The sequence below is a fragment of the Agarivorans sp. D1326 genome (genome assembly GCF_056958115.1).
The window spans coordinates 372,301-386,149 of record NZ_JBTWEN010000002.1 but is presented as its reverse complement, the minus strand read 5'-3'; the positions used below and the strand labels follow the sequence as shown (position 1 = coordinate 386,149).

Here is a 13,849-nt window from a genome sequence, read left to right as displayed (position 1 = left end):
GTTTTAATTAGAAAAGGCGAGCCATGCTCGCCTTTTTTAGTTTACACCTGCGTTAGTGTTACTGGCGCTGGTGTAAACGCACATTTAGCATGCGTAAGGTAGCTTGAATACCGGCAAAGACCTGGTTGGAGTTAACCCCACGGGTATGAAATTGCTTAGCATCATCGGCCCATTGAATCACACACTCGGTAAGTGCATTTGCTTGGCCACCTGGAGGAATACGAACTTCGTAATCAATCAGTTCTGGCATGCTTAGCTTAGAATCGCTTAAAGGATGATCGAGTGCTTTCATGAAGGCATCAAAACCCCCGTTACCGTGTCCTGAGCTCTTATAAACCTTATCACCAATGCGTAGGCGAATGTTGGCGGAAGACTCTAAATCTAACCCACTGGTAATTGAGCAGTTAAGTAACTCAATATGGGCGAAGTCATTGCTCTCCATGATATCGGCGATAATGAACGGCAAATCGTTAGGTGTGATAGTGGCTTTTTGATCGCCTAACTTAACGATTTTGTCGAGCAGCTTTTTCTGATTCTCTGGAGATATTTCTATCTCCATCGCTTCTAGGTTTTTAATAATTGAGGCTTTACCTGCCATTTTACCTAAGGCATAACTGCGTTCTCGGCCAAAACGCTCTGGACTTAGCTCGGTAATGTATAAACCACCTTTATGGTCACCATCGGCGTGAATACCCGCGGTTTGAGTAAATACGTCTGCACCAACAATCGGGGTATTAGCGGCTAGTCGTTTACCTGAAAAGCTTTCAACTAGCTTGGCAATATTGTGAATTTCTTTTTCATCGATGTTTAGCTGAAAACCGAGCTTATCTTTAAGAACCACAGACACTTCGGCTAACGAAGCATTACCAGCGCGCTCACCCAAACAGTTCATGGTGCAATGCAACGCTGCTACGCCGGCTTCTGCCGCTGCCATGCTATTGGCTGTGGCTAAACCGTAATCGTTATGCGGGTGAAAGTTAAACTTAATACTTGGGAAGCGCTCAATCATGTCAGTTAAGCTATCAAACACTTCTTTTGGTGCCATTACCCCTAAGGTATCTGGCAACATAAAGTGTTCTATACCTAAGTCTTTAAGTGCGTCGACCAGCTGGTATACGTAGTCTGGGCTATCGGCATAGCCGTTTGACCAGTCTTCCAAATAGACGTTTACGCTTAAGCCTTGGGCTTGGGCATAACTCACCGTTTGTTTAATGTCGGCGATATGCTGCTCTATGGTTTTACCTAGCTGATTAGTACAGTGGTTTAAGCTGCCTTTGGTCAGTAGGTTAATGATTTTAGCGCCCGATTCTACAATCCAATCAACGCTTTTGGTGTGATCAACAAAACCAAGAATTTCGATTTGATGTAGGTGTCCTGCGTTGCTAGCCCAGTCGGTAAGCTGTTGTACCGCAGATTTTTCGCCGTCTGAAACACGTGCAGAGGCTACTTCGATACGATCAACTTTTAAGGATTGGAGTAGGGCTTTACCTACACTGACTTTTTCTTGGGGGAAGTAAGACACACCTTGGGTTTGTTCGCCATCGCGAAGGGTAGTGTCCATGAGTTGTATTGAGCGGTTTTGCTCCATAAACCATGTCTCGCAGTAAAGAAGTTAGCTAAAGAGTAGGCGCTACCTTAGTAGCGCCTAGCTGCAACTATGCGCTTGGCCACAACCAAGGTAGTTGTTGTTTGTGTTTGGCTTCAAATTCAGAGATCTTGTCTTCAAATTTTAAAGTCCAACCAATGTCGTCAAGGCCTTTAGATAAAGTCTCTTTACGGAATGGGTCGACATCAAACGCTACTTCTTTACCGGCTGGAGTTTGAATTACTTGATTCTCTAAATCGATAGTAATTGAAATACCAGGTGCGGCTTCTACTTCATCCATTAATGCTTGTAATGTTTCTGCATCAACAATGATTGGCAAGATGCCATTTTTAAAGCAGTTGCTGAAGAAAATGTCAGCGTAGCTAGTTGAAATAATTGTATTAAAACCGTAATCGGCAATTGACCAAGGTGCGTGCTCACGTGAGCTACCACAGCCAAAGTTATCACCGGCGATTAGGATTTTAGACCCCTTAAATTCAGGGCGGTTTAATTCAAACTCTGGGTTGTCAGAGCCATCTTCTAGGTAGCGCCAATCGTGAAAAAGGTGAACACCAAAACCGGTACGTTCTACTTTTTTCAAAAACTGCTTAGCAATGATTTGGTCGGTATCTACGTTACTACGATTCATTACCGCAGCAACTGAGCTGTGTTTTTTATATGGTTGCATAATAAACTCCAAAAATTTCACTCACATTGATTAATCAACGTGTTTACATTATTTCCAATTACGTAAATCGACGAACTTACCTTCAACGGCCGCTGCTGCTGCCATTGCTGGTGATACAAGGTGGGTACGCCCCCCTTTGCCTTGTCGTCCTTCGAAGTTTCGGTTTGAAGTTGATGCACAACGCTGTTCAGGTTGAAGGTAATCACCGTTCATCGCTAAACACATTGAACAACCCGGCTCACGCCATTCCCAGCCAGCTTCGATAAGCACTTTATCAATGCCTTCTTTTTCAGCTTGCTCTTTTACTGGGTAAGAACCCGGTACAGCGATAGCTTGAACACCAGGTGCTACTTTTTTGCCCTTAGACACTTCTGCAATAGCGCGGAAGTCTTCAATACGGCCATTGGTACATGAACCAACAAATACCACGTCTACTGGGAAGTCGGTCATTTTCTTACCTGCTTCTAAGCCCATGTAGTTTAGGGCGCTTTTAGCAGCTAATGATTTAATTGAGTCTTCAATCTTGGCTGGGTCAGGAATAGGCTGGTCTACAGGCAGTACTTGCTCTGGTGAAGTACCCCAAGTTACTTGAGGTGCAATGTCTGCTGCGTCTAATTCAACTACAGCGTCGTACTCGGCGCCTTCGTCGGTGGTTAGAGACTTCCAGTATTCTAAAGCTTGTTCCCAATGTTCGCCTTTAGGTGCAAACTCTTTGCCTTCTAAGAAATCGAAGGTTTTTTGGTCTGGTGCAATAAGACCTGCACGTGCACCGCCTTCAATCGCCATGTTACATACGGTCATACGACCTTCCATGCTTAAGGCTTCAATTGCACTACCGGCAAATTCAATCACGTAACCGGTGCCGCCAGCAGTACCGATTTTACCAATGATGGCGAGTACAATGTCTTTAGCAGTTGCAAACTGAGTTAGCTCGCCGTCTACTTTAACCAACATGGTTTTAGATTTTTTCTGTTGGATGGTCTGAGTTGCCATAATATGTTCAACTTCAGAGGTACCTATACCAAACGCAAGGGCACCAAATGCACCGTGTGTAGCAGTGTGGCTATCACCACAACAAACCACCATACCTGGGTGAACAAAACCATGCTCAGGTACAACAATGTGAATTACACCGTTATTGGCGTTGTTCATATCGTATAAGTTGATGCTGTTGTCGGCACAGTTTTGCGCCATAACTTCAATTTGTTTTTTGCCGATTGGGTCTGGCAAAGAAGCGCGGTCGGCTGCTTTAGTAGGAACACAGTGGTCCATAGTGGCCAAAATGCTGTGTGGATTGCGAACCGGGCGGTTAGCCATACGCAGACCTTCAAAGGCTTGCGGGCTTGTTACTTCGTGCATGAGGTGACGGTCAACAAAAAGGATAGATGCGCTACCTTTTGGTTCGTGGACTACATGCGCGTCCCAGATCTTTTCGTACATTGTTTTTTTCATGGCTTCCTTTACACCCTGTCTGTTGCTCTCACTCGCGCTATTCTTATTTATTTAGTCAAGCTTTAAGCGAATACTACTAACTTAAACTGTTTCTTTTATCTGTCTGCTAATTGTGTTTTTTAAGCGAATTATTCTGCAAAAATAACCACAATAAAGACCCGACATCATAAAACAACATCACAGGTGCAGCAAGGGGCACGCGCCAATGAATGTGTATATGACGGCGAACGTGCTGTTTTGCCAAATGAAAGCGCTGTCAGTCATAAAATTCGCAAATAATCATGCTTTGTTAGTGAAAACTTAAGTAGCTTTTGTTTTCATCACTTCAAATAGTTGAACGAGGTGTTTGCGCGCTTTTTGCGATAGGTAAATACCATGGAGGTTGAATGAAAGGTTTTAAACTAGGTTTATTGAGTGCGGCTCTTGTTATGGCGGGTGGTTCGGCGAACTTGTCGGCAGCGATGATCAAAACGCCTATTTACATGAATTATGCCGATAGCGGTGTAAATGTTGAGCAGCGCTTAAAATTTGCAGGAAAAAGTAAATATAAAATTACTGTTCCGCTAGAGAAGGGGACTTATAAAGTTCAGATCTCTGACGAAGGCTTGCAGTGTGGCTTACGTTTTGGTCCTGCTGAAGAAAGTAAACTTCGTTTTTCAAAACCTCACGACTTGAGTAATTGTGCTGAAGAGCAGTATTACGAGTTGAAAATATTGTTTGCGGGTAACTATGAGTTAATTTTAGATAACTCAGACGCCGACAAACCGACCTTACAAGTTTCACGCAAAGCGCAAGCTTCAACCTTTAAACGTAAACCACCAGCGGTTGATTGTATTGCTTGGGATGGGCAGCCGGTAACGGTTGACGTAAGCTCCACCTTTAAAAATGGTCAAACCGTTAAAGACTTTTATTCTGGCCAAACCCAGAAAGTGGCTAATGGTAAAGTTACCATGCTGCCAGACCCTGCTAGCGGCGGTATTTTGTTGCTGGAAGCTGCAGATGCCAAAGCCAGTGAGTTTTCATGGGATAACGCGAGCGTTTACTTCATCATGACTGACCGTTTTAATAATGGTGACACCAGTAATGATTACCCGCTGAATCGTAAAGCCGATGGTAAACAGGAAATTGGTACCTTCCAAGGTGGTGACTTTAGCGGTATTACCGCAAAATTGGATTACATCAAAGATTTAGGCATGAACGCCATTTGGGTTACGCCTATTGTTGAGCAAATTCATGGTTTCGTGGGCGGCGGTGATAAAGGCAGCTTCCCATTCTATGGTTACCATGGCTACTGGGCTTTAGATTTTACTAAAATCGATCCAAACCTAGGTAGTGAAGAAGACTTTGGTCGCTTTGTTGACGAAGCACATAAACGCGGCATTCGAGTGCTGGTTGACGTGGTAGTTAACCACGTGGGTTATCCAACCATGGATGACATGCAAACCTTCGGCATTAACGCGATGGCTCCTGGTGCTCCTGTTCCAGAAAAGTGGACCGATTGGCAGCCTGATTTTGATAAAGGCCACAACTGGCACCGCTATAATAACTTTATTCGTTGGAGCTCTAGCGAGTGGGTAGATAACTGGTGGGGACCTGATTGGGTCCGCAGTGGCATGGCAGGTTACACCGCACCTGGTGGTGATGATATCACCATGAACCTAGCAGGTTTACCTGACTTATTGACTGAGAGCACTAAACACGTAGGTTTGCCGCCGATTCTTAAAAACAAAAAAGATACCAAAGCAGTAGAGCGTGAAGGCTACACTGTGTTGGATTACTTAGTTGAATGGCATACTAACTGGGTACGAGATTACGGTATTGATGGTTTTAGGGCTGATACTGTTAAGCACGTAGAGCCTGAAGTGTGGGCTAAACTGAAAGATGCAGCTACCGACGCTTTAGCAGAATGGAAGAGTAATAATCCAGAGAAAGCCATTGATGACAAACCATTTTGGATGGTGGGTGAAGTATGGCACCACGGCGCTTACCGCGACTTTTACTTCGACAACGGTATGGATAGCCTAATTAACTTTGAGTACGCTGGTGAAAGTGCAGCACTTAAAGGATCGCAGTGTTTGGCTCAAAATGAAAAGATGTATGCCACCTATGCCAAAGACATAAACAGCGATCCAACCTTTAACTTGCTTACTTACATTAGTTCGCACGATACCAAGTTGTTCTACTCAAACTATGAAGACTTACCGCTGCAAGCGGGTGCCGGTACCGCATTACTTATGATGCCTGGTGGCGTGCAATTGTACTATGGTGATGAGAGCGGCAGACCGCGTGGGCCACAATCGGATGCCTTCGACTCTCCAACCCGTTCGTTTATGAACTGGGAGCAAATTGCTAAAGAAGCAGATCGCCAAGCGCTAGTAAAACACTGGCAAACAGTGGGCCAGTTCCGCGACCGCCATGTTGCCATTGGTGCAGGTGAACATAACAAGATAAGCGATCAACCTTACGCCTTTAGTCGCACCAAAGGTGACGACAAAGTGGTTGTGGTATTTGCTGGAATAAAGCAATAACAACAAGAAATAAGCGGTAATAGCAAAGCGACAGTGTAAATCTATGCTGTCGCTTTTTTTTATTTGCTTTAAACCTGGCTGCGCTTCATCTTTAGCGCGACTAAGCCCAATAGCACCAGCCAAATACTGCTTGGTTCAGGTACTTGACTAGCTAGTAGACTTTCTCCGTTAACGATAATCTCCCTAAAGGCGAATGCCTCATTCCCACCATTTTGATTTGCGTTAAAGTACAAGCTAAGTATTGAACCATTGCCAATTAGGCTCTGGCTAAGTTGCTGGAATTGGTTGTTTAGCACCTGACCGTTTATAGATAGAGGGTCGTTTAGTAGGTATTGGTTCCCATTGGCCATGGTGTAGCTTTGGTTGGCTTGTTCATCAACAGAACTAGCAAACAGTATTTGAATGGGGGAAGCATCAATTGCATAGCTAAAACTAAAGTGATCAGATGATTCAAAATCACCCATCGCAGCCATGGAAATAGAAATTGAACTTAAGGAAAAACCACTAATATCAAACTGCCAAGTTGTTTGCGTATCACCGCTTGGGTTGTTTGGATTTAGCGTATCACTTACGCCAAAAAAGCTTTCTTGGTCAGTTTGAGAATCAACAATACCAAGGCTATCACTTGGATTACTTAAGCTTGAATCAATCAAGCTATTTGGAATGCTGGCACTTGGAACTGCTTGGTATTTATCGAAGCCGTCCTGATCACTAACAAATTGTTGGCTAAATGGGTTTTGATAATCGACTACATTAAGGCTACTGCTGTTTACCATGTCGTAGGCGATGATAGTTGCTTGAACAGGTGCGGTGAGTAGCAACAAGCTTACGGTGAGTATATTTCTAGTGATTAGCATTAGGCATTCCTTTGTAAAGTGAACACCCTGTAAATCAATAATTGCGCCAAGATGTAAAAGTTATAAAAATCAGTACTTAAGAAAGCGTGGGCTGGTAAATCAATGGATTATGTAAACATTAATGACACTTTTGTTACCAATAGCAGGGAGCTGTACTTATTATATTAATTAATGTTTTTGTAAATAAACTCCCTTGTAGCTTGAGAGGATGGTTTTTCATTTTGAGATTAGCCACTTACAAAGACCCAGTTATTGCTGTAAAAAATCCTGACCAGCAGGCTATTTATAAAGTGGCGAAAAATTGAACTTTATCCCCTAACGCTTCGTTCTAATTAGCAGAGAATGGGGGAATTGTTATGAAACAAGTAATCACAGCTATGTTGTTATCCATTAGTTGCGTTGCTATGTCTTATCCATTAGACAGCGACTATTGGGCGCATCGAAGTGTGTTGTTTTTTGCGCCACAACAAGACCACGCAGTTGAACAATTTTTGGCAGATGAAATGCGTTACCGTTGCCAGATCCAAGAACGAGATCTTGTTGTTGTAGTGATGACACCGCAACAAGCTTTAGGCAAAACTGGCCCAGTAGCAAGCCATGGGGTCTCTTATTTACGCGACAAATATAAGGTAGAAGATAACAAGCACATAGCAGTGTTAATTGGTAAAGATGGTCACGAAAAACACCGCTGGGGCGCGACTACCAATTGGCAGGAAGTATTTGAAATTATTGATGCAATGCCGATGCGCAAACAAGAAATGCTAAATAATACTAGTGTGTGCTCTGCATAAAAAAAGAACCAAGCAGAAAACCTGCTTGGCTTTAAAGAAGGAAAGCTAAATATTTACGAAATGCTTAAAATTTGTATTTAACACCAACACGGGTTTTAAGTTGGCGTTGGTCAGTTTTAGAGCTAACGCTTGAGTTCCAAAACTCTACGTACGGACGCCATTTTTCAATTTGGTAACCGATGAAGATACCAGCGTCCCAGTTGTCATCACCATTGTTGAATTGTGGATCCTTTGCTGTGCCAGAAATAGGGTCCCACTCGTATTCATGGCTTTTCCAGTAGTTCGCTTCGTAATCTAATTTTAGATTAGGCATGCTTTTAACTTTGTAACCACCAGTTAGAGTGACTTTAGATTTAGTCCATGTCTCGCCGTTTTCTTTACCATCGGCATATTGGCGAATTTCATAGCGGTAGCGTAATGCAGTTTTTAAACCGAAATCTGAAGTATAACCTACACGAAACTGCGGCTTATATGTTACGCGCTCATCACCAAAGGTAATTGGCATACCAGGTTGGATATACCACTTCTTGTTCAACTTGTGTTTGTAGCTTAGGTCAAACTCTGAGTCACCACGTTGTAAGTTTTCAAGAAAACCGCCGTACTCGCCGTCTTCTTTCTTACCACTAAAGAACTTCATCTCTACGCTGTAGTTCCATTGACCAGCATCGCTTACTTTAGTTGAATCACCGATTTTAATTCGGTAGGCGTGAGCTTCTGTTTCGTGTTTGTATTCACTACGAAAATCTAATTGACCCGCAGCTACAGGTGCTGCGATTAATAGTGCACCAATTGCAATTGAAAGGCTTTTCATTTTTGTCATGATAAATTCCATTTCCAGTTAAGGCCCTTTAACAGGCCTAGTTTTTATTTAGGGATTTAGGGTAGTTGTTATTGTTTTCGGTATAACAGTTCTATATCTCGTTCAGCCCAAATTTCGGCGAGATTCTTTTTAACAGTAAACTGAGAAAACTCACCTGACTTTGAGAGAGCCAATAAGGTTTGGTCACTCATGCCTAGGGCCGCTTTACGATAAATTGGCATCATGCGCATTACTCGCGGAGTTTTTTTATGCGGGTAAGGCCAGTCTTCTGCTTTGTCTTGATATTGAGCTAACAGCTCGATACCTTTTTTTAATGAACCCCCATTAGGAGATTCATAATTCCATAGGTCTATGCCAATTTTTTCGCCCACTTGAGCAACACCAGATAAAGCATCTAAATTAAAGTAGCTGTAATGGTAAGAGCGAGTGCGCGCTAATTCATGTGGTTGAGTGCCGTCGGCTCTAAACTGACTGTCTATACGCATTTTGCCTTTCTCTACCGCGTTCATGGCAATTGATTCTTTGCCTAAAAAGTAGGAGATGCCTGCAACTTGCAAGTCATACCAAGAGCCATGATTGTTTTCAGCATAGGCTTCACCTTTAGGACCACCGCCCAACTCACTGGTGAGCAGCCAATCTAAGTATTCGCCATACCATTGTTTAATGCCGTTCTCGTCTGCTTCTGTCCAAGCGGGAGACTGAGACACCATTGCAATTGCGTCTAACATTCTGTCTGCAAATGAACGTGAATCAATAATTCCTCCGCGGCGTCCTTCAGCTCGGCCCGGCACACCTTGGGCATAGTTCATGTTTGGGTTCATTCGTGTTTTAGGGTTTAAAAACCAAGTGCGAATGTAATCTATAGCCGTTTCTGCATATTGCTCGTCTTGACTAAAATAGTAGGCTATAGCTAAGGCTCTTACAGAGCGGGTAAACTTACCTAAACGTTTAGAATCCGTTTCGCTAGTTTTTGATGCGGGATTTACCTTGCCATCAATACGATTCCAAGGAAGGCCATCAGCTTTATTTTTGTCAGGCCACCAGTAAGGACTAATGCTTAAATAGTCGTTTTTGTTACCGCTAGGAGGAGTCATCCCTTTATCGGTCACCGAAAATCGACCTGCTTTGGTGGCGTATTTTGCTTCTTCTAACAAACGCTCATAGCTTTGAGTCATAGTTGCTGGAGCATTTTCAGAATGCAGCAATACTCGGTTGTTTTTTAATACTTCTTCTTTCACAAATACAAATTCGGCTGCAATAGCGCTTGAGCTGGTTGCGATACAAATTGCAAAAGCTAAAGGTTTATAACTTGTCATCATTAGTCCTTAGAGGTGACTTCGCTACTAGTATTAATGTAATACAAATATGCTATTGGGATTTTGGATTTGTATCTGTGAACCCGATCAGATTATTAAATATTTTTGTATGATTAAAAGAAAAAGGTTAAAAACTGTGGGCTAGATGAGGTTTAGCGTAAAGAAATGTGAGCTTAAACAGCTAATCAACCTTGTTTAAGGGAGAATTGAAACAGCAAACTGATGTTGAGGGAAAAGTAGAAACTTAGCTGAAAAAACACTTTTTCGTAAGATTATAAGTTATTGAATAGTTTATTTATTGGATTGGAATAAGAGTAAAAGCTATTAAAGGCATCGATATAAGTGACTGATTTTCGTAATGCTTATCAAGGCTAAATCTTGTTAAAGGCTAAAACTAAAAACGGTTTTGTATGGATTTATTAATAGTGTTGATTAGATAATGACAAAGGCTTTGTAAGCCTAAAAGTAGACTCTGTTTCTCTATTTTGTACTACATATCAAAGGGCTGTCGAAGCAACAACCCTAAAAATATGAAAGACTAGTTTTGATTTAGCGGCAACCAATCAACAGCAACACCTGCTTGGCTAAACATATCTTCACTAACTTTAATTTTGTCTCCCCAGCGCGATAAAAAGTCTTCAGATTGTTCTGGGCAATGCACGGTTGCAATCCCTGTTTGAATAATTTTTGCGGCGCAGTTAGGGCAGGGGAAGTGAGTAACCCAAATCTCGCAGCCAGACAAATCTCGTTTGGCAAACAGAATTGCATTTTCTTCAGCATGCAAGGTTTTAAGCAGTTTCATTTCTCTGTTGTCTGTTTCCGCGCTGTCAGATATGCCGTGTGGGTAGCCATTAAAGCCTAAAGAAACAATGCGGTTACTCTCGGTGATGACGGCCCCCACTTGAGTAGAGGGGTCTTTACTCCAAGAAGCCACGAGTTCTGCCATTTGAAAAAAGCGCTTAGCCCATTTAGAAACCATTTGTTTTACTCCTTCGTTAACGCGGCTATTGTGCGGTTGAACGCCTTGGCTTGCAAGTATTGATAAACATTACAAAAAACAGCTCAAGCAATACAGCCAATCTTTACTCGCTAAATTTGTTAATAGCCTGTGGTTTGCCATAGAGCCAACCTTGGTGTAAATAAACACCTTTAGAAATAAGGTAATTTGCTTGTTGCTGATTCTCTACGCCTTCGGCCACTATTTGCAGATTTAGGTTTAAGGCTAAGTCGATTACGCCATCTAGTACTTTGGCTTGTGGAGAATTGGTGTTAATGGCTACCACAAAACTGCGGTCTATTTTTAAGGCATCTAAGGGCAGTTGTTGTAAATATTGTAGGCCGGCATAACCAGTACCAAAATCGTCGATAGCCAATTTAACGCCTTGCTCCTTTAAGCTCTGCAACGACTGTTGCACCTGAGGAGAATCTATTTCTACCAGTTCGGTTTCGGTTACTTCTAAACACAAGTTAGGGAAATCGGCATGTGCGCTTAGCACTTGTTTAATAAAAGATGCGTCTTTTAAATGCTGCCCAGTGATGTTGATATTCACTTTTAGCTGAGGACATTTGGCTAACAACGAGTGAAGGTCATTCTTTAAGTTACTGATCACTTGTTCGGTAAGAGCAACTTGCAAGCGATAGCGGTCAATATCGGGCAAAAAAGCATCTGGGTAACGCAGGCCATCTACCGGGTGCATCCAGCGAACAAGCGCTTCTACCGCGACAAGCTGGCTGTTCCTTGTGTCAAAAATAGCTTGGTAGTAGTTTATAAACTCGTGGTTTTTAAGTGCTAGCTTAAGCCGAGAACGCTGGCTAAGGCGCTGACTGCGATGTCGGTATACCAAGAACACCGTGCAGCATAGCAGTAGGGTATACATGCTCAACTGCACTAGGCTTAAACAGTAGACACCTTTATATAGTTCCGAAGTTGGGCGGCTGGCAACGAGGGCTAAGCCTGGCAGTGCAGGAAAAACTTCGCTAACAAAATATTTATTGCTGTCATCGTCAAATTGTGCAAAACCGCTGGTTTTACTTTGTTGTAATGGGAACAAAGGGCTATTTAAGTTTAGCGGCAAGCTGTAACTACCACTTACAAAAAGGGGAGTGCCATTTTGGCTGTCGCTTAAAGCGACGATGTCACTAGATTGGCTGGTATCTTCGATAAATGAACGGAATACCTCTAACGGTATTGCTGCGTTAACTTCGCTGCCATCGGGGCGCGTTTTGGCAACAACCATGGCTGGTTCTTTGGTGTACTCTAGAACGAGAGGCCCAAAGTAGCGCAACACTTTAGAATTAATTGGCTTAAGTACGTCGATGGGAGGATCTAGCTTCCCCCAGCTGGAGCACAGCAATTTGCCGTGTTGGCTTACCAAGCCCATTTCTGCAATGTAAGAGATCTTAAAGTGAACTTTGCGCAAGGCGATTAAAGTATCTTCTTGGCACTGTTCGCTTACATGAGAGAGTTGCTCAAACTGCTGGTCAATGGCCTTTAGGTTATGACTAATGTTGTTGAAGGTTATTTGATAGTCGTGATTAAAAGCTTCTCGCCTTTGTTGTTTGCTGGTTTCAACAATCCAAAAATAACTAATGATGATGGGAAACAGGCTGCAAAGTAGCGCAAATAACGCAGGCTTAAGCTGTAGCTGTTTAATCCGACAAAACATCAATAAAGTACCTTGGCCTGCAACAGAAATTAAGCGCTTAGCTATTGTGCTGCTTAGTTCAAAAATAATTTCGAGTGGCAAATTTACTTCATTTTTATGAAAGAAATGTTACAGCTGTTGGTAAGAAGGGATTGATAGTAGAAAAGGCAAATAAAAGGCTACAAAAGAAGGACTTGTAGCCTTGTAACTTAGTTACTTCATGCTTGCGATGAATTTGTCAGATTCGGCTATCGCTTTGCTCATTTGTTTAATTACGTCGGCAACTTCTTGCTCTAATCGAGAAAACTCTTTGCCAACCGCGCCAATGGCTCGAGCATTTAGATTATGTTTTAAGTAAAGCTGATTATCGTTTAAACGACTAAGAACGGGATCCATTTGCGCTTCAGCTTTGCGCATGGCTTTGAGCATGGCGGCGTAACGTTTACGCGTATCTGAAAGCTGCTGCTTACTTTCTGCTTTTAGGCTGGCTGACTGGTATTGCTCTAACTCATCTTGCCATTCATCAAAAAGTGCTTCTGCAACACTGTCTACTTCATCTATCCGTTCACTTACGGTTTCGGCTGCTGCTTTAGAGTCTTTATATTGGGCATTTACTTCATCGTAAACATCTTCTAAATCGCCGCCATCAAAATTAGTTAAGGTTTTTAGCTGTTCAAGAGCCGAGGTGAATTGTTGCTGTGCATCTTGTTGGCTTTCTTGTGCATCTTCTACTCGGTCAACTAATATCTCGCGTTTGTGGTAGCCAACCTTTTCCATTGCGGAGTAATAGGTGGATTCACAAGCAACAAGGCCTGTAAGCAATAATAATATGCTAAAAATTCTCATTAGTTACTCCCTGGTGTAAATCTCGCTGCGTCAATAATTGCCCAAATATGAACGATCACCGCAATCACAATGGGTACAATTAACCACCAAAGCGCGTAGCCTGCAGCAGTTATTACAAAAAACATCAACGCCGACAGAATTCTGCCTTGAACTAATTGGCCTAAACCGGGGATAAAAAAGCTACAAATAGCGGCAAGCACGTTGCCAGTAGAACCTTGATCAGACACTGTTCTTCCTTGAATTAACTCGAAACAATAATTGTATGTTGCCAGAGTCTAAGGCGCTATGCGAGTTTCGCTGACGAATTCATTTCTTTGACAG

12 protein-coding genes are annotated in these 13,849 nt (G+C 42.6%); 2 read left to right on the top strand and 10 right to left on the bottom strand.

Annotated features, from left to right (window positions below; translation table 11 throughout):
- Positions 1 to 58: 58 nt before the first annotated feature.
- From ACYFDN_RS05645 to leuC, 3 genes are all read right to left on the bottom strand, one after another.
- Positions 59 to 1,561 carry an alpha-isopropylmalate synthase regulatory domain-containing protein gene (locus ACYFDN_RS05645; RefSeq protein WP_249483649.1) on the bottom strand — a complete coding sequence of 501 codons (1,503 nt, stop codon included), beginning with the start codon at positions 1,559 to 1,561 and terminating at the stop codon, positions 59 to 61.
- A gap of 94 nt (positions 1,562 to 1,655) precedes the next feature.
- A complete protein-coding gene (gene leuD, locus ACYFDN_RS05640; protein WP_016403980.1) occupies positions 1,656 to 2,273 on the bottom strand; it encodes a 3-isopropylmalate dehydratase small subunit in 618 nt (205 codons plus the stop codon).
- Between the two features lie 48 nt (positions 2,274 to 2,321).
- The gene (gene leuC / locus ACYFDN_RS05635) at positions 2,322 to 3,725 is read right to left on the bottom strand and encodes a 3-isopropylmalate dehydratase large subunit (protein ID WP_040307706.1); all 1,404 of its coding nucleotides are present in this window, start codon (positions 3,723 to 3,725) and stop codon (positions 2,322 to 2,324) included.
- A 386-nt stretch (positions 3,726 to 4,111) separates the two neighbouring features.
- Between leuC and ACYFDN_RS05630 the strand changes: the two genes are divergently transcribed.
- The gene (locus tag ACYFDN_RS05630; RefSeq protein WP_483510265.1) at positions 4,112 to 6,253 is read left to right on the top strand and encodes an alpha-amylase; all 2,142 of its coding nucleotides are present in this window, start codon (positions 4,112 to 4,114) and stop codon (positions 6,251 to 6,253) included.
- A gap of 68 nt (positions 6,254 to 6,321) precedes the next feature.
- Here ACYFDN_RS05630 and ACYFDN_RS05625 read toward each other — a convergent pair whose 3' ends face one another.
- Positions 6,322 to 7,110, bottom strand: a complete 789-nt coding sequence (locus ACYFDN_RS05625) for a PEP-CTERM sorting domain-containing protein (protein WP_483510264.1) — start codon at positions 7,108 to 7,110, stop codon at positions 6,322 to 6,324.
- 356 nt (positions 7,111 to 7,466) lie between these two features.
- On the opposite strand from ACYFDN_RS05625, the gene ACYFDN_RS05620 reads away from it, so the two are divergent.
- Entirely contained in the window at positions 7,467 to 7,901 is a 435-nt protein-coding gene (locus ACYFDN_RS05620) for a DUF4174 domain-containing protein (RefSeq protein WP_483510263.1), read from the top strand.
- A gap of 64 nt (positions 7,902 to 7,965) precedes the next feature.
- Here the strand turns inward: ACYFDN_RS05620 and ACYFDN_RS05615 are convergent, their stop codons facing one another.
- The 6 genes from ACYFDN_RS05615 to ACYFDN_RS05590 form a co-directional block, all read right to left on the bottom strand.
- Entirely contained in the window at positions 7,966 to 8,721 is a 756-nt protein-coding gene (locus ACYFDN_RS05615; protein WP_338621508.1) for an oligogalacturonate-specific porin KdgM family protein, read from the bottom strand.
- 68 nt (positions 8,722 to 8,789) lie between these two features.
- Positions 8,790 to 10,037, bottom strand: a complete 1,248-nt coding sequence (locus ACYFDN_RS05610; RefSeq protein ID WP_483510261.1) for an alginate lyase family protein — start codon at positions 10,035 to 10,037, stop codon at positions 8,790 to 8,792.
- 538 nt (positions 10,038 to 10,575) lie between these two features.
- Positions 10,576 to 11,016 carry a dCMP deaminase family protein gene (locus ACYFDN_RS05605; RefSeq protein WP_016404080.1) on the bottom strand — a complete coding sequence of 147 codons (441 nt, stop codon included), beginning with the start codon at positions 11,014 to 11,016 and terminating at the stop codon, positions 10,576 to 10,578.
- 103 nt (positions 11,017 to 11,119) lie between these two features.
- On the bottom strand, positions 11,120 to 12,784 hold the full coding sequence (locus tag ACYFDN_RS05600; RefSeq protein ID WP_483510260.1) for an EAL domain-containing protein: 1,665 nt from the start codon (positions 12,782 to 12,784) through the stop codon (positions 11,120 to 11,122).
- Between the two features lie 111 nt (positions 12,785 to 12,895).
- Complete coding sequence (locus ACYFDN_RS05595) at positions 12,896 to 13,528, bottom strand: DUF2959 domain-containing protein (RefSeq protein WP_152782410.1); 633 nt, start codon at positions 13,526 to 13,528, stop codon at positions 12,896 to 12,898.
- On the bottom strand, positions 13,528 to 13,755 hold the full coding sequence (locus ACYFDN_RS05590; protein WP_220718200.1) for a hypothetical protein: 228 nt from the start codon (positions 13,753 to 13,755) through the stop codon (positions 13,528 to 13,530). The genes ACYFDN_RS05595 and ACYFDN_RS05590 overlap by 1 nt, the downstream gene beginning before the upstream one ends.
- Positions 13,756 to 13,849: the final 94 nt, after the last annotated feature.